Source organism: Mycobacterium sp. (genome assembly GCF_965229265.1).
Lineage (GTDB): Bacteria > Actinomycetota > Actinomycetes > Mycobacteriales > Mycobacteriaceae > Mycobacterium.
Map to the genome: position 1 here is coordinate 843,543 of NZ_CBDDIY010000010.1, position 20,238 is coordinate 863,780.

Below are 20,238 nucleotides of genomic sequence, written 5' to 3' on the forward strand. Positions count from 1 at the left end.
TGCTGGATGTGGACCCCGAAAGCCTCAGGACGGTGGCGGTCCGGTGTTCAGCGCTGGCCGCCGAGGTAGCTTCGCTTTCCCGCAACCGAGCGGGCGCTGTAGCACCGAGGCAAGCAACTGGAGCGGCGGTGCAGCACGCCGGCGTGTGGACTGCGGGCCAGGCTGTCGCGGCACGATTTGCGTCGACTGCTGAGAAGCTGGCTTCCGGCGGAGCGGCGCGACCACCGCTTGATGAACACGTTCGAGTGGCACTCAGTCGACCAGTCCGAGAAGTAACACCTCATTACGCGGCGGTCGAATCCCTGCAAACCCACTCACCGACTCATCGTTAACAGTAGACGGACAGGCGACCAGCTCAGTGCGTTCACTCACAGCCGGACGGCGATCTGAATGCCGTCGGCGATCGGCAACGTCATCGTCGCGTAGCCGTTGGCCTGGTCGCCGAGGTATTCCAGCAGCGGCCCGTGGACGTCGCGGCCGAAGTCGGCAGTCACGTCGTCGATCAGGATCAGGGTGCCGGCGCGCAGATTCGGCTCGAGCACCCGCAGCACATCGATCGCCAGGTCGGGCCAGCCGTCCAGCAGCACCAGGTCCGGCACCCATGGCACCTCCGCCAGTGTTTCGCGAGCGTCGCCGCGGCGCAGCTCGATCAGATCGGCGACACCGGCTTCGGCAAAGTTGGCCAAGGCGGCGTCAGCCTTGTCCTGCTGCAGTTCGGTGGTGATGACCGTGCCGCCGCCGTTATCGCGGACGGCGCTCGCGAGGTGGATCGTCGACACCCCGAACGACGTGCCGTACTCGATGACGTTACGGGCACCGGTTGCCCGGGCCAGCAGGTAGAGCAGCTGGCCGCCGGCGCCGGACACGGACATGTAGACGTCCTTGAACATTTCGGCACGCTGGCCAGCATCGAGATCCCACGGCGAGCGCGGCGCGTCAAGCACCGCTGCCACGATGGCTTCGTCACCGACGAGCTCGAGCGACAAAAGACGTTGCAGGACAACCGAAACCGGAGTAGAGGTCAGGGAATTGGTCATAGTGGGTTCCTTCCAATCAGTGCGATGACCTCAACGTATCCCTGAGAGTGGATTGCCACCAGTGCATCATTGATAGGTGAGGATTATCTGAGATGGAATCCACTTACGACCTGGACATGAACCTGCTGCTGGCACTCGACGCCCTGCTCGAGCTACGCAGCGTCGGCCTGGCCGCCGAGCGGCTCCATACTTCGGCGCCGGCGATGAGCCGCACGCTGGCCCGGTTACGCCGCAGGCTGGACGATCCCGTGCTGGTGCGGGCCGGCCGGCAGATGGTGCCCACCCCTCGGGCACTGGCGATGCAGGCCGACGTTCACGACGTGATCGAGCGCGCCCGAACGCTTTTCGCGCCACCCGAAGCCGTCGAACCGCGTCGGTTGTCGCGCACGTTCTCGCTGCAGATCGGCGACATCGGAATGCTCAGCACGCTGGCCGAGCGGTTGCTGGCACGAGTGCGAGCCGAAGCCCCAGACGTGATCGTGCGCTTCGTCGGCGAGAGCCATGAGGACACCCACTCGCTGCGTGACGGCAGCGTGGACCTCGAGGTCGGCCAGACAAGCCATCTCGACCCGGAGATTCGGGTCGAGGGTCTGATGATCGATCGAATGATCGGCGTCGTGCGTGCGGGACATCCTCTCCCCAAGCGACGCGTCACCGTCAAACGCTTCGCCGACGCCGAGCATGTGGTGTTTTCGCGCCGGGGGCGGCTCCGCGGCCCGGTTGACGAACTGCTCGCCGAGCACGGCCTGCAACGACGCGTCGCGGTGTGCGCTCCCACTCCCGCAGGCGGCCTGTTCCTCGTCCGCAGTAGTGACCTCGTCGCGATGATGCCGGCCGGGCTGGGGAGCTACGCGATAGAAGCGCTGAACCTCACCAGCTTCTCGATCCCGCTCGACCTGCCGCCGTTGACGATCAGCATGGCGTGGCATCCCCGCCACGACGCCGACGGTGCGCATCGCTGGCTTCGGCAGTGCGTACGGGAGGCGCTCTAGCTCAGCTTGGCCTGTCCCCTGGTCTTGACCAGGCTGGCGACCGTGGTGATCACCAGCACCACCGCGATCACCCCGATCGACATGCCCGTCGAGATCTCCGGCACCGCCACGTGCTCGCCGCCGTTGATGAACGGCAGGCTGTTCTCGTGCAGCGCGTGCAGCACCAGTTTCACCCCGATGAACGCCAGGATCAGCGCCAGCCCGTAGGACAGGTACACCAGCCGGTCCAGCAGCCCACCGATCAGGAAGTACAGCTGGCGCAACCCCATCAGGGCGAAGGCGTTGGCGGTGAAGACGATGTAGGGCTCCTCGGTCAACCCGTAGATCGCCGGAATCGAATCCAGTGCGAACAGCACATCGGTGAACCCGATCGCGATGAGCGCCAACAACATCGGCGTGACGGCCCGCTTGCCGTCGAGCTTGGTGAGGAACTTGTCGCCGTCATAGTCGTCGGTTGTCGGCACGAACCGGCGCACCAACCTGATGATCCGGCTATCGCGTTCCTGCTCGACCTCCTTCTCGTGGCCGGCCTCCTTCGCGAGCTTGACGGCGGTGAGCACCAGGAAGAGACCGAACAGATAGAACACCCAGCTGAAGCTGTTGATGGCGGCGGCACCGACCGCGATGAACCCCGCCCGCATGACCAGCGCCATCACGATGCCGATCAGCAGCAGCTTCTGCTGGAACGCCCGGGGAACCGCGAACGAGGCCATGATCACGGTGAACACGAACAGGTTGTCGACGGACAGCGCCTTCTCGGTGACGTAGCCGGCGAAGTACTCGCCGGCAAACTCCCCACCCCAGAGCCACCACACGACGAACCCGAAGACCACCGCCAGGCCGATGTACACCGCCGACCAGATGGCCGACTCGCGGAACGTCGGTTCGTGTGGGACCCGCACGTGGGCGTAGAAGTCGAAGATGAACAACCCGAGAATGACCGCACACGTGATGAACCAGACCGATCCGGTGATGTCCATGACATCCATTATTCGGTATTAGCCAGGCTTAACCGCGAGCACAGGTTTTGGGCATTCGACCAGCAGTTGCTGCGCGACACTGCCGAGGAGCAGTTTGCCGACTGGATTGCGGTGCTTGAGGCCGATCACCAGCAGCTCGGCGTCGGGCCGATCCATCGCCTCCAGCAGCGCGTCGGCGGCGTACACCCCGACGGGTTGGGACAGCTCGTAACGCAGCCCGCAGTCGCGCAAGCGTTCCTCGATGTCACGCACCTGCCCGGGCTGGGCGAACGCGGCGTCGATGTAGGAGTCCCCCGGTGTCGAGTTGACCACCAGCAGATCGGTGTCGCGCAGCGCGGCCTCGGCGATGCCGGCATCCAGCGCCGCCATGCCGAACTGGTCGTTGGTGTATCCGATGACAATCATGATGCCTGCGCCTTCTCTCGCTGATCCTTGTCGTCCTCGACGACCAACAGCGTCTCTTCGTCGCGGTGCAGGAGACGCAGCACCAGCGGGATGGCGAGCAGCACCGCCATGCATGCGTAGGTCACGATGGCGACCGGCTCGGTGAACAGGCTCGACCACTCGCCCCCGCCGAGCTGCAGGCTCTGGCGCAATTGGCGTTCTATGCGCGGCCCCAGGATGACGCCGATGATCAGCGGCAGTACCGGGAGGCCGAACCGGCGCATCAGCAGACCCAGCAGCCCGAACAGCAGCAGCAGTGCCAGGTCCAGCGGTTGGATGTTCACCGCGAACGCCCCGAGCGTGGCGAAGAACAAGATGCCGGCATACAGGTACGGCCGCGGCGTGCGCAGCAGCTTGGCCCACAGCGGCGCCAGCGGCAGGTTGAGCACCAGCAGCAGGAAGTTGCCGATGAACAGGCTGGCGATCAGCGTCCAGATCAGCAGCGGCTCCTTACTGAATAGCGTTGGCCCGGGCTGAATCCCGTAGGAGACGAACGCAGTGAGCATGACCGCTGCGGTGGCGTTGGTCGGCAGACCCAGCGACAGCATCGGCACCAGGGTGCCGGCGGCCGAAGCATTGTTGGCCGCCTCGGGTCCGGCCACCCCCTCGATGGCGCCTCGTCCGAATTCCTCGGGATGCTTGGACAGCTTCTTCTCGGTGATGTAGCTCAGGAATGTGGGCAGCTCGGCACCGCCGGCAGGTAGCGCACCGAACGGGAACCCGAACGCGGTGCCGCGCAGCCACGGCTTCCAGGACCGCCGCCAGTCGTCGCGGCCCATCCACGGCCGGCCCACCGGGATCACCTCGGCAGGCCTGCGCCGTAGATGCGCGGCCACCCAGAGTGCCTCTCCCACAGCGAAGATCGCGACCGCGATCACGACGATGTCGATGCCGTCGGAGAGCTGCGGGATACCGAACGTGGCCCGCGGCTGGCCGGTCAGGAAGTCGATGCCGACGATGCCGATCGCCAGGCCGAGCACCAAGGAGATGGCGCCGCGCAGCTTCGAGGAGCCCAGTACCGCGGTCACCGCCACCAGCGCGAAGAGCATGATCGCCAGGTACGACGGAGCGCCGAGGGTCACGGCGAACCGCGAGATCGCCGGCGCGAAGGCGGCCAGCAGCACCGTGCCGATGGTGCCGGCCACGAATGAGCCGATGGCCGCGGTGGCCAACGCCTGCGCGGCCCGGCCCGCTTTGGCCATCTTGTTGCCCTCGATGGCGGTGATCACCGACGACGACTCCCCCGGCGTGTTCAGCAGGATCGACGTGGTGGATCCGCCGTACATGCCCCCGTAGAAGATGCCGGCGAACATGATGAACGCCGCGCTGGGGCTGACGTTGTAGGTGATGGGAAGCAGCAGAGCCACCGTCATGGCCGGTCCGATACCGGGCAGCACACCTACTGCGGTGCCCAGCAGCACCCCGATCACGGCGTACAGCAGGTTCATCGGGGTCGCCGCCTCGGCGAACCCTTGCAGCAGCCAGTTGAAGCTGTCCATTACAGAATCCCGTCCAAGATGCCTGCGGGCAGCGGGATTCCGAGCCCGGAGTAGAACGCGTAGAAGCTGGCCAGGGCCAGTGCCGCACCGATGACGACGTTGCGCACGTAGTGCTTGGCGCCCAGAACCGTTGCCGCACCGGCGAAGAACAGTGCACTCGTGATCACCCACCCCAGCGGGTTAACCAACAGGATCATCGCGACGAACATCGCGACCAGCAGACCTACGGTGCGCCAATCCCCCGGCGCTTCGGGATCGATGTCCTCACCGGCGTCGGCCTCACCCCTGCTGCCGCGCGGGATCGCGACGGCCAAGATCACCGCCAGCGCCAGCGCCGCGACGCCGACGATCAGCGGAAAAAACTTGGGCCCAACGGGATCCACCTTGGCGAAGCCCTCGTCCAGCGTCAGTCCGCTGTAGACCAGGAATCCGCCGACGAGTACCAGGACGGCGACCACGATGTACTGCGCGTAGTCGGGCGTGCGAGCCTCGCTTTGCCTGTCGTCGATGCTCACAGCAGCCCCAGTTCGGTCAGGGTCGACGAGACCCGGTTGTCCTGATCGGTGAGGAACTGTTCGAACTGAGCACCGGTGACGAAGGCGTCCGTCCAGCCGTTCTTGACCAACGCCTCCTTCCACTGCGCAGTGCCGTGCAGCTCTTCGAGCGCTTTGACCATCGCACCCTTCGCATCGTCGGAAATGCCCGGCGGCGCAAGGACTCCCCGCCAGTTGGCGAACGTGAGGTCGATACCGGCCTCCTTGAGCGTCGGCGCATCGATACCCTCGACGCGTTCCTGACTGGACACCGCGAGCACCCGCAGCTCGCCCGCCTCGATCTGGTCGATGAGCTCGCCAGGGCTGGAGGTTCCTACGGTGATCTTCTTGCCGAGCAGCGCGGTCAGCAGGTCCCCGCCGCCGTCATAGGTGATGAAGTTGACCTGTTTCGGGTCAATGCCGACCTTCTTTGCAACTTCCATCGGGAACAGGTGATCGGGGCCGCCCGGCGAGGAGCCGCCGCCGATCGTGACCCTGCTCGGATCAGCCTTCCAGGCCGCGACGAAGTCGCCCACCGTTTTGAACGGCGAATCGGCGGGAACGAAGATCGCCCCGGGGTCCTCGATCAACTTGGCGATGGCCGTCGCATCGGAGGCCTTGATCTTGGACCCGTTGGTATAGGTGGCGCCGACGACGCCCAGGCCCATGGTCATCATCAAGTCACCGTTGCCCCGCTCGTTCATCAGGCGGGCCATCGCGACGGTGCCGCCGGCGCCGAGCACGTTGAACACCTCGACGCGGCCGGTGATGTCCTGGTCCTCCATGATTTTCACCGCCGTCCGCGCGGTCAGGTCATAGCCGCCACCGGGGCTGTTGGGCACCATCATGCGCAGCCGGTGCAGACCCGACGGATCGTCGCCGCGCGTCACACCGCAGCCGGCGAGCAGCACCGTCACGGCCAGCGCGGTGGCGACCACCACGAGCCGCTTCGCGTGTCGTCGCACCATTCGTCGACCCCATTTCGTCGTCGGAAGAGTTCGCCTGCCTGTGATAGTCAGCAATACTGGTAGTCAGAAGTGACGCAGGTCACCCTTTGGGACGTAAAGGAAGTTGTGGTCGTTGTGGTCATCGCTGATGCGTAGCGGCCGGAGCCTGGCGGGCCAGTTCCTGGTGTTCCAGCTGCTCGTGGTGGCGGTCGTGCTGATCGCGGTGGCGGCGGTGTCGGTTGCCCAGTCGAGCAAGGAGTTCCGCGACGTACGCGGGCAGCGGATGATCGCCGTCGCCGAGAACGTCGCCTCGACCCCACTGGTGCGGGATCGCTACGCCGATCCGTTCGCCGCGCGGCTACTGGCACCCGACGTCGACCGGGCGGTGGCCCTGTCCGGGGCCGGCCTGGCCGAGCTGATCGATCCGGCCGGGCTGGTGCGGGTGTCCTCGGACCCGTCGCGGGTCGGGCAACGGGCCGACTTCGGCCCCAGCCGCGTCGTGGAGGGCCGGGCCTGGTTCGGCGACCTCGACGTCGACGGCCGCCACGCGCTCGTCGGTCAGGTCCCCATCCTGTCCACCGACGGCCGGGTGCTCTCGGTGGTGTCGGTCAGTGAGCCCTATCCCTCGGTGTGGCAACTGCTCAGCGGTGCCGGTGAACGGCTGCTGGTCTACCTCGGCCTCGGCGCGGCGCTGGGTCTGGTCGCGTCCTGGCTGCTGTCGCGCCGGATCAAACGCCATACCGGCGGCCTCGAGGTCGCCGAGATCGCCGGACTGGCCGAGCACCGGGAGGCGTTGCTGCACAGCATCCGTGAGGGCGTGATCGGGGTGAACACCGACGGGGTGATCACCGTCGTCAACGACAGCGCCCAGGAGCTGCTCGGGATCGGCGCCGACGCGGTCAACCGCGCCGTGCGGGAGGCCGGCATCGACCCCGCGGTGGCCGACTTCCTGCTCTCCGGCGAAGACGGTCATGACGTCGTGATCGCCACACCGCACCGGGTGCTGGCGCTCAACCGGCGGGCGGCCACCAGCCAGGGCCAGCGCATCGGCACCGTCACCACCATGCGTGACAGCACCGAACTGGCCTCCATGCAGGGCCAGCTGTCCTCACACAAGAGCGTGACCGACACGCTGCGCGCCCAGACCCACGAGTTCGCCAACCAGCTGCACACCATCTCCGGGCTGGTTCAGCTGGGCGAGTACGACTCGGTGCGCGACCTGGTGGGCGCACTGACGCGTCGCCGCGCCGAGATCAATGATACTGTCACCCAACGGATTTCAGATCCCGCCGTGGCCGCCCTGCTGATCGCCAAGACCACGCTGGCCGCCGAGAGCGGCGTGTCGCTGCAGCTGGCCGACGATTCGCACCTGAGCACGCTGAGTCCGGCGCTGGCCACCGACGTCATCACCGTGCTGGGCAACCTGATCGACAACGCCGTCGACGCCTCGGAGGGCACAGTTGAGGCCCGCGTCACCGTACACATCGACGACGCCGACGGGCTTCTCATCACCGTCGCCGACTCGGGACCCGGTGTGCCGCACGACCAACGCGGCCAGATCTTCTCCCGGGGCGTGACCTCCAAACCGGAGGTTACCGGTGGCCGCGGCATCGGCCTGGCGTTGGTCCGGCTGATCACCGCCCAGCACGGCGGCACCGCCGATGTGCGTGACGGCGCCGGTGGCGGTGCGGTGTTCGTCGCGCGGCTGCCGCGGATCGAATCGGTCAGTCATGCGTGAGGTGCTCGTCGTCGACGACGATTTCATGGTCGCCGACATCCACCGCCGGTTCGTCGACCGCATCGACGGATTCCGCACCGTCGAGGTGGCCCACACCGGAGCGGCCGCGCTCGACGCCGCGAACCGGCTGCGGCCCGACCTCATCCTGCTCGACGTCTACCTGCCCGACATGACCGGCCTGCAGGTGTTGCAGCGGTTGCGTGCCCAGGGCGATCCGGTGGGCGTCATCATGATCACCGCCGCACGGGAACTGGACACCGTGGGCGGTGCCCTCGACGGCGGTGCCGCCGACTATCTGATCAAGCCATTCGAGTTCGAGCAGCTGCGAACGAAGCTGGCGTCGTTCGCGACCCGCGCCGACGCGCTGGGCTCCGCCCAGGGCATCGACCAGAACTTCGTCGACACCCTGTTCGGGCGCCCGCCGACCGGCGATGAACCGGCGCCGCTACCCAAGGGACTCGGCGCCGAGACCGGCCGGCTGGTGCTCGACGCGGTCCGCGGGGCCGGTGAGGTGTCGGCGGCCGAATGCGCTGACCTGGTGGGCATCTCCCGGGTCAGCGCCCGGCGCTATCTCGAGTACTTCCTACGCACCGGCGCCCTGGGGCTGCGGCTGCAGTACGGGGCGGGCCGGCCTGAGCGCCGCTACCACCCGGTGTGAGCGGGCCGTTCTCACCGCGCGCCGGGCCGGCTTTGTTGGCATGATCTGACGCTTATGACGGTGCACCACCTTCCGGCGACGGCTCAGACGGTGCACTGGGGGTACTTCGACCCGCGGCAGACGCCCGCTATCACCGTCGATTCCGGTGATCTGGTGGCCATCGAGGCAGTGACCCACCACGCCGGCGATGCGCCGGATCTGCTGATGGACGAAGGCATTTCGCAGCTGTTCGCCGACGTCAGCGACCGCGGGCCCGGCCCGCACATCCTCACCGGCCCGATCGCCGTCGCCGGGGCTCGCCCCGGCGACGTGTTACAGGTCGACATCCTGGAGGCCACCCCGCGGCTGCCCTACGGCTCCAACCTCGCCGGGCACTGGGGGTATCTGTACAACGAGATCCCCGTCGAGCGGGTCACCGTCTACGAACTGGACGTCGACGCGCTGCTGGGCCGCGCCCTGTTCGGCTACGACTGGACCGCGACCCCGCTGGCCAACGAACCCGGCACCATCGTGGCGCCCGACCCCACCAGCCGCCAGCCCGCGCTTCCCGGCGTCGTCGTACCGCTGCGCCCGCACTTCGGCACCATGGGTGTCGCCCCGGCCGAGCCGGTGCGGGTGTCCTCGGTGCCGCCCGGGGACCACGGCGGCAACGTCGACAACTGGCGGATCGGCGCCGGCGGCCGGATGTACTACCCGGTGCAGGTGCCCGGTGCGCTGTTGTCGCTCGGCGATCCGCACGTGTCCCAGGGTGATGGGGAGGTCAGCGGAACCGCCCTGGAGTCGTCGCTGAACGGATTGCTGCGCGTGACGATTCGCCGCGACCTGCCGTTCACCGTGCCGGTGCTGGAGACCGCGACCGAGTTGCTGGTGCACGGCTTCGGGGACAGCCTGGACGCGGCGATGAAGAGCGCCACATTGCGCGCGCTCGATCTGCTGGGGCGCCACTTCGGGCTGTCCCGCGCCGACGCCTATTCGTTCATGTCGGTGGCGGTGGACTTCACCGTGACCCAGGTCGTCGATCAGCGCCAGGGGGTGCACGCCCGCATTGACAAGCGCTGCTTCCCGCGCTGGCAGAATCGGCCGGCATGAGCAGCGGCATCCAGGCGTTCACCTTCACCCCGGCCGACGGTGTGCCGCCCGCCGTGGCACCGTTCGCCCACGCGACCGCGGCCGGACCGACCCTCTACGTCACCGGGCAGATGCCGACCGACACCACCGGGGCTCTCGTCGGCGACGACGTGGCCACCCAGACCGAGCAGGTGCTGACCAATCTGCTCCGGGTCACCGAACTGTGCGGCGGCGGGCTGGCCGACGTGGTGTCGGTCCGCGCCTATCTGACCGACTGGTCGGACTACGCCGCCTTCAACGCCGCCTACGCGCCGTGGTTTCCCGACCGGCTGCCGAGCCGGACCTGCGTGGGCACCACCGGGCTGGCGGTGGGCGCGCTGGTGGAGATCGACTGGGTGTGCTGGCGTGCCGAGGGCTGGTCCGGCGCGGACGTCGGCCGTCCGCGGCCCGAGGTGACCGCGTAGGCGATCCACGACGTCACCACGGCGAGGAAGGCCGCCGCCTGGGCGTAGCCGGTGCCGCCGGAGGGATACATGACGCCGGTGATGTAGTGGTCGATGAACCCGGCCGAGCCCAGCGGCGCCATGCCGGCGCGCGGACGCGCCCACTGCTCCAGCGCGGTGAGCGGGCACCAGAAGTGCAGCACCACGCTGCCGATCCCCCACAGCACGACCGGCACGTGCAGCCAGATGCTGCGGCGCCAGCGCAGCGCCAGGAAACCCCCGCTGGGCAGGTAGATCAGAAACGCGAAATGGGCAGCCACGACCACCCATACCAGGGCGGTGCACAACGCCTTCATGTCCCACCTGTCGCGCCACGCGATCGCGCGGCTTGCTGCGCTCCAGGGTACCTCCGCCGACGGGCCTACCCCTGATCCCCGTAGCGGCTCAGCCGGCCTCCGATGGCGGTCGCGGTGGCCCGGACCCGCTGCCCGAGCGAGGCGATGGCCGGTGCGTCCAGCGCGGCGAACGGGGCCGCGGTGACCGACATCGTCACCACACCATCGGCATTGGTGATCGGCGCCGAGACCGTGGCGATGCGGTGGGTGAGGCCGTCGCCCAGCTCCCCGGGCAGGACGTCGATCACGCTGAGATCGGCGAAGGCCCGGGCGAGTTGCGCGGTGATCGCGTCCACCTCGCCGTCGCCGCCGAGTGCGCGCAGCGCCGAATAGACTCGGACGTACTCCCGGGTGAGGCGTTCCACGACGAACCCACGGTGGCGGGTTTCGTTGAGGACCGCGATGATTCGCGCGCGTAACGCCGCGCTGGGCGCGCCGATCGCCTCGAGCCACGCGCGTTGGGACTCCGGGCTCGACCACGCCACATAGTCGCGCCCGAACGGCGCCACAAACGGCGTCCTGGTGCCCCGCCCGATCCGCGGGGCGGTCAGCGTCTCCCCAGCCACATCCACGATCAGCAGGCTGTTCCCCTCCCGCCGGGCCAGGTACACCTGGGTGTCGGTCGCGGCGGCCAGTTCTTCCAGCTCGCCGCGAAACAGGTGCAGGTCGGCGGGCTTGGCCAGGCTGGCGATCGCCGGCCCCCAGGTGTATTTCGCGCTACCGGGATCCCGGACCACCCAGTCGTGTGCGGCCAGCGTGGCGAGGATGGCGTGGCCGGTGGCCCGGCTGATGTCGAGGCTGCGGGTGATCTCAGCCAGCGAGAAACGCCGGCCCGGATCGGCGCCCAGCATCTCCATGACGGCGATGACCCGCTCGGTGGGCGGGGACGAGGACGCTTGACCCACGCGGTCGGCAGGGTCTACCTTGAGCGTCATATTTCCGAACGGTACGTCGAATATTCGACGTTCACAAGGGGTGTGGTGATGGCGTCGACGGAGCCGCTCAACCTCGACGACCTCACCGCGCCGGTGCTGACCGGCACCCAGCGCCAGATCCTGGACTACACCGAGGCGCGGGCGGTCACCTTCGACATCGAGGCGATGCTCACCGAAGCCGCCAGCCAGGCGGGGGCCGACGACCTCGCCGACAACGACGGATTCGCCGGCCGGCTCGCCGCGCACGTCGCCGCCATCGAGTCCGACACCGGACTACGCCAGCTCAGCCGAAGTACGTTGCGCGCCAGGATCGTTCGCCGGCTGCGCAACCGGCTGTCGCTGACCGACCTGCTCACGCGGTATCCCGAGATCAGGTCCATCCCGATCGAGGCGCCGCTGATCGTGGTGGGCATGCCGCGGTCCGGGACGACGCACCTGGTCAACCTGATCGCGCAGGACCCGCGCCGGCGCGCGCTGCCGTACTGGGAAAGCGAGGAGCCGATTCCCGCCCGCGGACAGGGACCCGACGTGTTCGGGATCGATCCCCGCTATGCCCGGGCCAACGCCGAACACCAGGCGTTGATGGCCACCACCCCGTACGTGGCCGCAATGCACGACCGCTTTCCGGAAGCCATCGAGGAGGAGGTGGAACTGCTCGACCTCGACATGGCCGGTTACGTGCTCGAATGGCACGCCCGGGTGCCAGCCTGGCGCGATTTCTATCTCGGCCTGGACCAAACCCGCCACTATGGCTACCTCAAGACGGTGCTGCAGGCTCTGACGTTCCTGCGCGGGCCACGCACCTGGGTGCTCAAGTCGCCGCAGCACGCCGAGCAACTGGGTCCGCTGACGACCACGTTCCCCGACGCGACCGTCGCCTTCACCCACCGCGATCCGGTCGCGGTGATCCAGTCGGCCATCACCATGATGGCGTACTCGGATCGCTTGCGCCGCAACAGCATCGAGCCCGACTGGCTGGTCGAGTACTGGACCGACCGGATCCATCGCCTGCTGAGCGCCTGCGTGCGCGACCGTGATCTGGTGGCAGCCGAGCGCAGCGTCGACATCGGCTTCCACCACCTCAACGGCAACGAAATGCCGGTGCTCGAGGATTTCTACCGGCGCGCTGGAGTCGAGATCGGGCCCAAGGTGGCCAACCGATTCCAGGCCTATGTCGATCACAACCGGCGCGGCGCCAAGGGCACGATCCCCTACGACCTCACCGGTCATTTCGGGGTCCGCCCCGAGGAGCTGCGGGCCCGATTCGATTTCTACTTCCAGCGTTTCGACGTCCAGCCCGAGATGTGACCCCGAGATATGACGAGGTGACCGTGGAGCCCATCTACCGCAGCCGTCCCGGCGCCGACGCCATGCGCCCGGCGACTGCCGAACACGCCGAACGCGTCGCACCCGGGATCTGGTGCTCCCCCGGGCTGACCAACTCCTACCTGCTCACCACCTCCGACGGGCGGGTCGTGGTCAACACCGGCATGGGTTTCGAGGGCCCGGTGCACCGAGCCAACTTCGATGCGGTGGACTCCTCACCGGTGCGCTACATCCTGATCACCCAGGGCCACTACGACCACGTCGGCGGCCTGGACACGCTGCGCGATCCAGACACCACGGTTGTCGCACAGGCGAACTGGGAGTCCTGGCGCGACGACAACGAGCGGCTGCTGCCCTACCGCGCCAACCGCAGCGCCTTCGCATTCTCCGGCCGGCTCGCCGCGGGTATCGCCGCGATCCAGGCCCGTTTCGGCCGCAAACTGCCACCGCAGAGCACCGCCACCGCCGACCTCACCGTCGAGGACCAGATGACGCTTCAGGTCGGCGACCGGCGGTTCGAGCTGATCGCCACCCCGGGCGGGGAAACCACCGACTCCCTGGTGGTGTGGCTACCGGAGGAGCGAATCTGCCTGTGCAGCAATACCTTCGGACCCGTCTTCGGTCACATCCCGAACCTGGTCACCATGCGCGGAGATCGCTACCGCGACGCGCTGACGGTGATCGACACCATCGAACGGGTCCGCCGTCTACAGCCCGAGATCCTGCTCACCGGACACTTCGAGCCCATCACCGGCGCCGAGCGGATCGACGCCGAACTGACCCGGCTGCGTGATGCCGTCCGCTATCTGCACGACGAGACCGTGGCCGGGATGAACGCCGGCAAAGACGTGCGGACCCTGATGCGCGAGATCACCCTGCCCGAGCACCTCGAGGTCGGCCAGGGCTACGGCAAGGTGGCCTGGGACGTGCGGGCGATCTGGGAGAACTATTCCGGCTGGTTCCACCACCGCTCGACCACCGAGCTCTACCCGGTGGGCCCCGAATCAGTCGGCGCCGACCTCGTCGAACTGGCCGGCACCGAGGCCCTGGTCACCCGCGCCCGCGCCCATCTGGCGGCCGGGCGGGCACTGGAGTCCATCCACATCGCCGAACTCGTCACCGGGGTCAGCCCCCAGAACAGCGACGCTCGGGCGGTCCTACGAGCCGCCCACGAACATCTCCTGGCCGCCAGCATCAACTTCTGGGAGAGCGCCTGGCTGACCACGCAGATCGAGAGGTACTCATGAGCGCCACGATCAGCTTCGACTTCACCGGAACCCGTGCCCTGGTCACCGGCGCCACCAGCGGGATCGGGCATGCCGTGGCGGTGTTGTTCCGCGACGCCGGGGCCGAGGTCACCGTCACCGGGACCCGAGCCAGCGCCACCGACTATGACGCCGAGCTGTCCGGGATGGCCTACCGCCAACTTGTGCTCACCGACAATGCATCCATTGACAGCCTGGCGCAGGGCATCGACGTGCTCGACATCCTGGTGAACAACGCCGGCGCCAACTTTCCCGGCGGACTCGACGAATCCACCCCCGAGGGGTTCGCCGCCTCCGTCGCGGTCAACCTCACCGGGCCCTACCGGCTCACCGTGGCGCTGCGCCGCGCGCTGCGGGCCTCGACCGCGCCCGGCGGGGCCAGCGTGGTCAACCTTGCCTCGATGTCGGCCCTGCGTGCGGTCCCCCTGGTCCCCGGTTACGGGGCCGCCAAGTCCGGCATCGTCAACGTCACCCGCAATCTGGCGGTCAAGTGGGCCCGGCACGGAATCCGGGTCAACGCGGTCGCGCCGGGCACCATCGACACCCCGATGACCGCGCCGATGCACGCCGCGCCGGAGATCGTCGCCGCCGAGATCGCCCACATTCCGGCCGGGCGGATGGGCACCGTCGGCGAGGTCGCACCGGCCGTCGCGTTCCTGTGCACCGAGCAGAGCAGCTACACCAGCGGCGCGGTGGTAGTCGTCGACGGCGCCTCGGACTGCGTGTAGCGCGCCATCTGCCGTACCGTATTCCCGTGCCCCGCAAGGTTCTGTTCATCTACAACGATCCGAACGCCCCCGAGGCGCTGCTCGGCGAGACGTTCACCGAACTCGGCTTCGACGTCGACACATTCGAGGTGGTGCCGGCGCACCGGGCCGACGATCCCACCTTCGACGTCACCTTCCCCGACCCGACCGGTTACGACGTGGTCGTGCCGCTGGGCTCGCGCTGGGCGGTCTACGACGACCGGTTGCCGTGGGTGGCCACCGAGATCGACGTCGTGCGACGAGCGGTCGACGCCGGCGCCGGTGTTCTCGGGGTATGTTTCGGCGGCCAGCTGGTGGCCACCGCCCTCGGCGGGTCCGTGGCGCGCTCCACCGATCCCGAGATCGGCTGGCATCACGTGCACAGCAGCGATCCCGACCTGGTGCCCGACGGCCCGTGGTTCCAGTGGCATTTCGACCGCTTCACCCCGCCGCCGGGAGCCACCGAGATCGCCCGAAACGACCGTGCCTCACAGGCTTTCGTCCTCGGCAGGGCGATGGGCCTGCAGTTCCACCCCGAGCTCGACCACGGGTTGCTCGACGTGTGGATCGATGACGACAGCACCCGGGAGGGCGGCGGTGATCTGGCGCAACTCGGGCTGCATTCCGAGGAGTTGCGCGCCCACACCACCCATCATGTCGACGACGCCGCCCGCCGGCTCAGGCGTCTGGTGCGCGGCTTCCTGGGCAGGGCCGCCGATCAGTCCCTCGCCGCGACCCGATCATGACCGCCCGGTGATCTCGGCGCGCACCAACTCCACGGCATAGGGCACCGCCGCCGCCACCGCCGGACTCAAGCCCGTTCCGTGGCCGGTGTCGGCCGCGTCGATCGCGACCACGACCAGACACCCCGGCGCGCGGCCGAGAACCCGGCCCAGCTCGTAGGTCTGCGCCAGGCTCAGGTCGTGCGAACTGATCCCGCCGGCGCCCGCGAGGTCCGCCGCGGTGCACCGGCGCACCCGGCCGGGCACGGTGTCCGGGCCCGCGACCGCGTCGATGACCACGGCCAGCGCGGCCCCGTCCCAGGCGTCGAGGATCGCCGTCGGTTCGGCCGCACACGTCAGCACCCGAACCCCGGGCAATGGGTGGGTGGCCAGTGCGGTCGCCACGGCGGGACCGACCCCATCGTCGCGGCGATGGTCGTTGCCGATCCCGACGACGACCACGGTCACCGGCGGCGCACCGTCAGCGTGAGGAAGTGGGTGGCGCAGGAGATGCACGGGTCGTAGTTGCGAATGGTGCGCTCGCACATCGCCGTCAGTGCGGCATCGTCGAGGTCTGCACCGGCCAGCACCACCCGAGTCAGGTCGTCCTCGATGGCCGCCTGGTTCTGGGCGGTAGGTGGCACGATGACGGCCGCCTTGATCAGTCCCTGGTCGTCGATCTCGTAGCGGTGGTAGAGCAGCCCGCGCGGCGCCTCGCTGACCCCGTGCCCAACCCCCGGTCGGGCCGCCACCTCCACGAACGGCCGCGCCGGCGGCTCGTAGGCATCGATGATCCGCAACGCCTCCTCGACCGCATACACCGTCTCGACAGCACGAACAACAATGCTGCGGAACGGGTTTCGGCACTCGTCGCCCAGACCGGCGGCCGTGGCGGCCTGCCGCGCCGCCCCGGTCAGCTGCGCGGCGTTCAGCGAGTACCGGGCCAGCGGGCCGGTGAGGTGCCGCCCGCCGTCCAGGGTCGCATGCAGCGCCGTGGAGTGCGGCACCTGCGTCTCGACCACGTGGTCGCTGAATTCGGCTACCGGAAAAGGGGTTCCGGCGCTGCGGACGATCGTGCCGTCCTCGATCGCGTAGCGGTCCGAGGTCAGGGCCAGCAACTCGTGGTCGATCCTCAGGTCCGGGAAGTCGAAGCCGGCCACCCAGGTCACGGTGGCCAGCGCGTCGTCGAGCGCGCGGCGCAGCTGCTCGGCCACCGGTTTCAGGTCAGCCTTGGCCGGCACCGAGTAGAACCCGCCCAACCGCACGTTGATCGGGTGGATCGAACGGCCGCCGACCAGCTCCATCAGCCGGTTACCGGCCTTCTTCAGCGCCAGCCCGCGCTCGACGGCGACCCGGTGGTTCCTGGCGACCGCGATGATGTCGGGCTCGGCCAGGAAATCCGGCGCGTGCAGCATGTAGATGTGCAGGGCGTGGCTGTGGATCCACTCGCCGCAGTACAGCAGGCGCCGCAATGCCACCAGCGCGGGATCCAAGCTCACCCCGCAGGCGTCCTCGATCGCGTTGCAGGCGCTGATCTGGTAGGCCACCGGGCAGATCCCGCAGATCCGCGCGGTGAGATCGGGTGGCTCGGTGTGGGCACGCCCGCGCAGGAAGGCTTCGAAAAACCGCGGCGGCTCATAGATGTTGAGCTCGACGCGTTCGGGAACCCCGTCGCGCAGCTCGACGTGCAGGGCGCCCTCTCCCTCCACCCGGGTGAGGGCGCCGACGCGAATGGTGCGGGCCTGGCTCATCGTGGGTTCCGTTCCGCGTCGAAATCCGTGACGTTGAAGGTCTCGAACACCCGGTCCACCTGCGGGCCGGACAGCCCGTCGCGGTGCAGCAGCGGGATCATCGCCGGCATGTTCGGGGTGGCCATCGGGCCGAAGCAGCCGTAACAGCCGCGATGGTGGCGCGGGCACAGCGCGCCGCAGCCGGCGTGCGTCACCGGGCCCAGGCAGGCGATGCCCTCGGCCACCGTGACGCAGGTGACCCCGGACCGCTTGCATTCGGTGCACACGGTGGCCGCGGGCAGGCGCGGCTCGCGCCCAACCAGCAGCGCCGCCAGGGTGTCGAGCAGCTGACCCCGGTCGATCGGGCAGCCGCGCAGTTCGTAGTCGACGGTGACGTGCGCCGACGCCGGGGTGGAGGTGGCCAGCGTGTGGATGTAGTCGGGCCGGGCATAGACCACGGAGGTGAATTCGGCGACATCGGCGAAATTGCGCAGCGCCTGGATGCCACCGGCGGTCGCGCATGCCCCGATGGCCACCAGAATTGTTGACTGCTCCCGTATTTCGCGGATCCGGCGCTCGTCGGAGGGCGTGGTGATCGACCCTTCGACCAGGGATAGGTCATACGGGCCGCCCACGAACGCGCTGGAGGCTTCGGCGAACGCCGCGATCTGGACCTGCTCGGCCAGCGTCAACAATTCGTCCTCACAGTCCAGCAGGGTCAGTTGGCACCCGTCACAGGAGGCGAACTTCCACACGGCAAGGCTGGGCATCTCAAAGCTCCTTGACTTCCAGCAGCGGGCGAGCCACGTCGTAGCCGACAACCGGACCGTCCCGGCACACCAGCAGCGGGCCGAGCTGGCAGTGCCCGCACCACCCGATGCCGCATTGCATGTTGCGCTCCAACGACACTCGGATATCGGTCGGCGCTACTCCCTTGTCCAGCAAGGCCATCGCCCCGAATCGCATCATGGGCTCCGGCCCGCACAGAAAGGCCGTCACCCGGTCGGGTGCCAGTGCCAGGCGCCGCAGCGGTTCGGTGACGAATCCGGTCTCCCCCGGCCAGCCCTGGATCGGCACGTCGACGGTCAGGTGTACCTCGAGGCGCGAATCCTCTTGCCAGCGCTGCAATTCCGCGGTGTAGAGGAAGTCGCGCTGGGACCGGGCACCGGCGATCACGACGACCCGGCCGTAGCGGTCCCGGTCTGCGAGCGCACCGAGCACCACCGGACGCAGCGGGGCCAGGCCCACCCCCCCGGCGACGATGACCAGGTCGCGCCCGGTTGCGGCATCCAGACCCCAGCTGGTGCCGAACGGTCCGCGCACCCCGATGGTGGTACCCGGCTGCGCCGCGCACAACGCCGCGCTGACCGCACCGACCGAGCGGATGGTGTGGGTGATGGTGCCGTCGGAGCGGGACGGGTCGCCGCTGACCGAGATGGCGACCTCGCCGACGCCGAACGCGTAGAGCATCATGAACTCCCCCGGCCGCGGCGCCGACAGCTCGGTGGCCACCGGCTCCAGGCACAGCGTTACCGAGTCGGCGTTCTCGGCCTCCCGGGACCGCACCCGGTACGGCAGCGGCGCCATCGCCGACGATCGCGGCGCCCAGCCGCGGGTCACCGTCTCACTCATCGTCGTTCTCCGCCAGCCGGGCGAACGTGGCCATCTCCTCGGTGATGTCGATCCCGGTGGGGCACCACGCGATACACCGTCCGCAGCCGACACAGCCCGAGGTGCCGAACTGGTCGTGCCAGCTGGACAGCTTGTGGGTCAGCCAGTGCCGGTACCGCGACGGGCCGGAGGTGCGGACCGGACCCTCGTGGACGAAGGTGAAGTCCAGTTCGAAGCACGAGGCCCACTCCATCCAGCGCTCGGCGTGCTCGCCGGTGAGGTCGGTGACGTCGGAGGTGCTGGTGCAGAAGCACGTCGGACAGACCATGGTGCAGTTTCCACAGGTCAGGCACCGGCTGGCGACCTCCGACCAGTGCGGGGACTCCCGCGAGGCGACCAGCAGCTCCCGCAGATCCCCGGCCGGCATCTGGCGCCCCATCTTCTCCGCCGCCGCCGCGACGTCGGCCGCCGCCGCGCTCACCTCGGCCGCCCCGGCGGCCCGGGCCGGCACCGCGGCGAGTACCTCCGCGCCCGCCGGGCTGCCCACCTCGGCGACGTAGCTGGGTTCGGCGCCGTCGAGGCGCTCGGTCAACACCAGGTCGTATCCGCGGTCGCAGGCCGGACCGGTGCCCATCGATGCGCAGAAGCACAGCCGGCCCGGTTCGGTGCAGTTGACCGCGACCACGAAGGCCTGGCGGCGCCGCCCCACATACGATCCGTCGGGATGATCGTCGCCGGAGAGCACCCGGTCCAGCACGCCGATGGCCGCCAGGTCACAGCCGTGCACTCCGAGGAAGGCGTACTTGGGTTCGGGCTCGTCCGCGACGCCGACCCCGTCGGGCCCGCAGGACCACATCTTCTGGCGTGGCGGGTGCAGGTACTGCTTCCAGGACTGCGGCCCCGACGAGTGCCCGAAGGCCGCCCGGTCGTCGCGGCGGCGAAGCTGGTAGGTGCCCGGTGCGACGTCGACGCCCCAGCCGTTGGGCAGATCGTCGGCGCTGTCGAGTTCGGCCAGCACGATCGCGTTGTCGCGCAGCGTGGGTCCGACCACCCGGTAACCGCGGGTGCGCAATTCATCGACCAAGCGGTGCAATCCCGCACCGTCGAGCACGACCGTGTCGCTGGGTGCCATGCAGTCATCGTTGTCGACGATCCGCGCCCGCGCATGG

General features: G+C 68.7%; 21 protein-coding genes and 1 pseudogene. 9 read left to right on the forward strand and 13 right to left on the reverse strand.

Annotation, left to right across the window (positions count from 1 at the left end; all coding sequences use genetic code 11):
- Positions 1–368 precede the first annotated feature (368 nt).
- Positions 369–1,037 carry an O-methyltransferase gene (locus ADBZ9K_RS06055; RefSeq protein ID WP_526619134.1) on the reverse strand — a complete coding sequence of 223 codons (669 nt, stop codon included), beginning with the start codon at positions 1,035–1,037 and terminating at the stop codon, positions 369–371.
- Positions 1,038–1,129: 92 nt separating this feature from the next.
- On the opposite strand from ADBZ9K_RS06055, the gene ADBZ9K_RS06060 reads away from it, so the two are divergent.
- Positions 1,130–2,029 carry a LysR substrate-binding domain-containing protein gene (locus tag ADBZ9K_RS06060; protein ID WP_526619136.1) on the forward strand — a complete coding sequence of 300 codons (900 nt, stop codon included), beginning with the start codon at positions 1,130–1,132 and terminating at the stop codon, positions 2,027–2,029.
- Here the strand turns inward: ADBZ9K_RS06060 and ADBZ9K_RS06065 are convergent.
- The 5 genes from ADBZ9K_RS06065 to ADBZ9K_RS06085 are packed head-to-tail and all read right to left on the reverse strand — an operon-like array spanning position 2,026 to position 6,453.
- A complete protein-coding gene (locus ADBZ9K_RS06065; protein WP_526619137.1) occupies positions 2,026–3,009 on the reverse strand; it encodes a TerC family protein in 984 nt (327 codons plus the stop codon). The genes ADBZ9K_RS06060 and ADBZ9K_RS06065 overlap by 4 nt on opposite strands.
- A gap of 18 nt (positions 3,010–3,027) precedes the next feature.
- On the reverse strand, positions 3,028–3,414 hold the full coding sequence (locus ADBZ9K_RS06070) for a universal stress protein (RefSeq protein WP_526619138.1): 387 nt from the start codon (positions 3,412–3,414) through the stop codon (positions 3,028–3,030).
- Positions 3,411–4,952: a tripartite tricarboxylate transporter permease gene (locus tag ADBZ9K_RS06075; protein WP_526619140.1), complete on the reverse strand. Its 1,542-nt coding sequence runs from the start codon at positions 4,950–4,952 to the stop codon at positions 3,411–3,413. Before ADBZ9K_RS06075 ends, ADBZ9K_RS06070 begins: the two co-directional genes overlap by 4 nt.
- Complete coding sequence (locus tag ADBZ9K_RS06080) at positions 4,952–5,467, reverse strand: tripartite tricarboxylate transporter TctB family protein (protein WP_526619141.1); 516 nt, start codon at positions 5,465–5,467, stop codon at positions 4,952–4,954. Before ADBZ9K_RS06080 ends, ADBZ9K_RS06075 begins: the two co-directional genes overlap by 1 nt.
- Positions 5,464–6,453, reverse strand: coding sequence for a Bug family tripartite tricarboxylate transporter substrate binding protein (locus tag ADBZ9K_RS06085; RefSeq protein ID WP_526619142.1), 990 nt, complete (start codon positions 6,451–6,453; stop codon positions 5,464–5,466). Before ADBZ9K_RS06085 ends, ADBZ9K_RS06080 begins: the two co-directional genes overlap by 4 nt.
- 127 nt (positions 6,454–6,580) lie before the next feature.
- Here ADBZ9K_RS06085 and ADBZ9K_RS06090 point away from each other — a divergent pair, with 127 nt between their 5' ends.
- From ADBZ9K_RS06090 to ADBZ9K_RS06105, 4 genes are read left to right on the forward strand one after another with little or no spacing between them, the layout of a single operon-like run.
- Positions 6,581–8,170, forward strand: coding sequence for a sensor histidine kinase (locus tag ADBZ9K_RS06090; protein ID WP_526619143.1), 1,590 nt, complete (start codon positions 6,581–6,583; stop codon positions 8,168–8,170).
- Positions 8,163–8,828 carry a response regulator gene (locus ADBZ9K_RS06095; protein WP_526619144.1) on the forward strand — a complete coding sequence of 222 codons (666 nt, stop codon included), beginning with the start codon at positions 8,163–8,165 and terminating at the stop codon, positions 8,826–8,828. Before ADBZ9K_RS06090 ends, ADBZ9K_RS06095 begins: the two co-directional genes overlap by 8 nt.
- Before the next feature lie 54 nt (positions 8,829–8,882).
- The gene (locus tag ADBZ9K_RS06100; protein ID WP_526619145.1) at positions 8,883–9,917 is read left to right on the forward strand and encodes an acetamidase/formamidase family protein; all 1,035 of its coding nucleotides are present in this window, start codon (positions 8,883–8,885) and stop codon (positions 9,915–9,917) included.
- Positions 9,914–10,360: a RidA family protein gene (locus tag ADBZ9K_RS06105; protein ID WP_526619147.1), complete on the forward strand. Its 447-nt coding sequence runs from the start codon at positions 9,914–9,916 to the stop codon at positions 10,358–10,360. The genes ADBZ9K_RS06100 and ADBZ9K_RS06105 overlap by 4 nt, the downstream gene beginning before the upstream one ends.
- Positions 10,361–10,416: 56 nt before the next feature.
- Here the strand turns inward: ADBZ9K_RS06105 and ADBZ9K_RS06110 are convergent.
- Positions 10,417–10,695: pseudogene (locus ADBZ9K_RS06110) on the reverse strand (DUF2784 family protein); the annotation flags it as partial.
- 65 nt (positions 10,696–10,760) lie between these two features.
- On the reverse strand, positions 10,761–11,669 hold the full coding sequence (locus ADBZ9K_RS06115) for a helix-turn-helix domain-containing protein (RefSeq protein WP_526619148.1): 909 nt from the start codon (positions 11,667–11,669) through the stop codon (positions 10,761–10,763).
- A gap of 48 nt (positions 11,670–11,717) precedes the next feature.
- On the opposite strand from ADBZ9K_RS06115, the gene ADBZ9K_RS06120 reads away from it, so the two are divergent.
- The 4 genes from ADBZ9K_RS06120 to ADBZ9K_RS06135 all read left to right on the forward strand — a co-directional run bounded on the left by ADBZ9K_RS06120 (position 11,718) and on the right by ADBZ9K_RS06135 (position 15,752).
- On the forward strand, positions 11,718–12,977 hold the full coding sequence (locus ADBZ9K_RS06120) for a sulfotransferase (protein ID WP_526619149.1): 1,260 nt from the start codon (positions 11,718–11,720) through the stop codon (positions 12,975–12,977).
- Positions 12,978–13,039: 62 nt separating this feature from the next.
- The gene (locus ADBZ9K_RS06125; RefSeq protein ID WP_526620768.1) at positions 13,040–14,242 is read left to right on the forward strand and encodes an alkyl sulfatase dimerization domain-containing protein; all 1,203 of its coding nucleotides are present in this window, start codon (positions 13,040–13,042) and stop codon (positions 14,240–14,242) included.
- The gene (locus ADBZ9K_RS06130; RefSeq protein WP_526619150.1) at positions 14,239–14,988 is read left to right on the forward strand and encodes an SDR family NAD(P)-dependent oxidoreductase; all 750 of its coding nucleotides are present in this window, start codon (positions 14,239–14,241) and stop codon (positions 14,986–14,988) included. The genes ADBZ9K_RS06125 and ADBZ9K_RS06130 overlap by 4 nt, the downstream gene beginning before the upstream one ends.
- Before the next feature lie 26 nt (positions 14,989–15,014).
- Complete coding sequence (locus tag ADBZ9K_RS06135; RefSeq protein WP_526619151.1) at positions 15,015–15,752, forward strand: type 1 glutamine amidotransferase; 738 nt, start codon at positions 15,015–15,017, stop codon at positions 15,750–15,752.
- On the opposite strand, the gene ADBZ9K_RS06140 is transcribed toward ADBZ9K_RS06135, so the two are convergent.
- Genes ADBZ9K_RS06140 through ADBZ9K_RS06160 form a run of 5 tightly spaced genes read right to left on the reverse strand, consistent with a single transcriptional unit; the run spans position 15,747 to position 20,201 of the window.
- Positions 15,747–16,196 carry a hydrogenase maturation protease gene (locus ADBZ9K_RS06140; RefSeq protein ID WP_526619152.1) on the reverse strand — a complete coding sequence of 150 codons (450 nt, stop codon included), beginning with the start codon at positions 16,194–16,196 and terminating at the stop codon, positions 15,747–15,749. The two genes, ADBZ9K_RS06135 and ADBZ9K_RS06140, sit on opposite strands and share 6 nt — an antisense overlap.
- Positions 16,193–17,479, reverse strand: a complete 1,287-nt coding sequence (locus ADBZ9K_RS06145) for a Ni/Fe hydrogenase subunit alpha (RefSeq protein ID WP_526619154.1) — start codon at positions 17,477–17,479, stop codon at positions 16,193–16,195. The genes ADBZ9K_RS06140 and ADBZ9K_RS06145 overlap by 4 nt, the downstream gene beginning before the upstream one ends.
- Positions 17,476–18,228 (reverse strand): NADH-quinone oxidoreductase subunit B family protein, encoded by a 753-nt coding sequence (locus tag ADBZ9K_RS06150; protein ID WP_526619156.1) that lies wholly within the window; start codon positions 18,226–18,228, stop codon positions 17,476–17,478. Before ADBZ9K_RS06150 ends, ADBZ9K_RS06145 begins: the two co-directional genes overlap by 4 nt.
- Before the next feature lies 1 nt (position 18,229).
- Positions 18,230–19,090 carry an FAD/NAD(P)-binding protein gene (locus ADBZ9K_RS06155; RefSeq protein ID WP_526619158.1) on the reverse strand — a complete coding sequence of 287 codons (861 nt, stop codon included), beginning with the start codon at positions 19,088–19,090 and terminating at the stop codon, positions 18,230–18,232.
- Positions 19,083–20,201 carry a 4Fe-4S dicluster domain-containing protein gene (locus tag ADBZ9K_RS06160; RefSeq protein WP_526619160.1) on the reverse strand — a complete coding sequence of 373 codons (1,119 nt, stop codon included), beginning with the start codon at positions 20,199–20,201 and terminating at the stop codon, positions 19,083–19,085. The genes ADBZ9K_RS06155 and ADBZ9K_RS06160 overlap by 8 nt, the downstream gene beginning before the upstream one ends.
- Between the last annotated feature and the right edge of the window lie 37 nt (positions 20,202–20,238).

Excerpts from the sequence above, each read along its gene's own strand:
- ADBZ9K_RS06065 (WP_526619137.1), bottom strand. The coding sequence starts at position 3,009 with ATGGACATCACCGGATCGGTCTGGTTCATCACGTGTGCGGTCATTCTC.
- ADBZ9K_RS06075 (WP_526619140.1), bottom strand. The coding sequence starts at position 4,952 with ATGGACAGCTTCAACTGGCTGCTGCAAGGGTTCGCCGAGGCGGCGACC.
- ADBZ9K_RS06115 (WP_526619148.1), bottom strand. The coding sequence starts at position 11,669 with ATGACGCTCAAGGTAGACCCTGCCGACCGCGTGGGTCAAGCGTCCTCG.
- ADBZ9K_RS06105 (WP_526619147.1), top strand. The coding sequence starts at position 9,914 with ATGAGCAGCGGCATCCAGGCGTTCACCTTCACCCCGGCCGACGGTGTG.
- ADBZ9K_RS06160 (WP_526619160.1), bottom strand. The coding sequence starts at position 20,201 with ATGGCACCCAGCGACACGGTCGTGCTCGACGGTGCGGGATTGCACCGC.
- ADBZ9K_RS06100 (WP_526619145.1), top strand. The coding sequence starts at position 8,883 with ATGACGGTGCACCACCTTCCGGCGACGGCTCAGACGGTGCACTGGGGG.
- ADBZ9K_RS06120 (WP_526619149.1), top strand. The coding sequence starts at position 11,718 with ATGGCGTCGACGGAGCCGCTCAACCTCGACGACCTCACCGCGCCGGTG.
- ADBZ9K_RS06055 (WP_526619134.1), bottom strand. The coding sequence starts at position 1,037 with ATGACCAATTCCCTGACCTCTACTCCGGTTTCGGTTGTCCTGCAACGT.
- ADBZ9K_RS06130 (WP_526619150.1), top strand. The coding sequence starts at position 14,239 with ATGAGCGCCACGATCAGCTTCGACTTCACCGGAACCCGTGCCCTGGTC.
- ADBZ9K_RS06085 (WP_526619142.1), bottom strand. The coding sequence starts at position 6,453 with ATGGTGCGACGACACGCGAAGCGGCTCGTGGTGGTCGCCACCGCGCTG.
- ADBZ9K_RS06090 (WP_526619143.1), top strand. The coding sequence starts at position 6,581 with ATGCGTAGCGGCCGGAGCCTGGCGGGCCAGTTCCTGGTGTTCCAGCTG.
- ADBZ9K_RS06125 (WP_526620768.1), top strand. The coding sequence starts at position 13,040 with ATGCGCCCGGCGACTGCCGAACACGCCGAACGCGTCGCACCCGGGATC.
- ADBZ9K_RS06070 (WP_526619138.1), bottom strand. The coding sequence starts at position 3,414 with ATGATTGTCATCGGATACACCAACGACCAGTTCGGCATGGCGGCGCTG.
- ADBZ9K_RS06095 (WP_526619144.1), top strand. The coding sequence starts at position 8,163 with ATGCGTGAGGTGCTCGTCGTCGACGACGATTTCATGGTCGCCGACATC.
- ADBZ9K_RS06155 (WP_526619158.1), bottom strand. The coding sequence starts at position 19,090 with ATGAGTGAGACGGTGACCCGCGGCTGGGCGCCGCGATCGTCGGCGATG.
- ADBZ9K_RS06150 (WP_526619156.1), bottom strand. The coding sequence starts at position 18,228 with ATGCCCAGCCTTGCCGTGTGGAAGTTCGCCTCCTGTGACGGGTGCCAA.
- ADBZ9K_RS06145 (WP_526619154.1), bottom strand. The coding sequence starts at position 17,479 with ATGAGCCAGGCCCGCACCATTCGCGTCGGCGCCCTCACCCGGGTGGAG.
- ADBZ9K_RS06060 (WP_526619136.1), top strand. The coding sequence starts at position 1,130 with ATGGAATCCACTTACGACCTGGACATGAACCTGCTGCTGGCACTCGAC.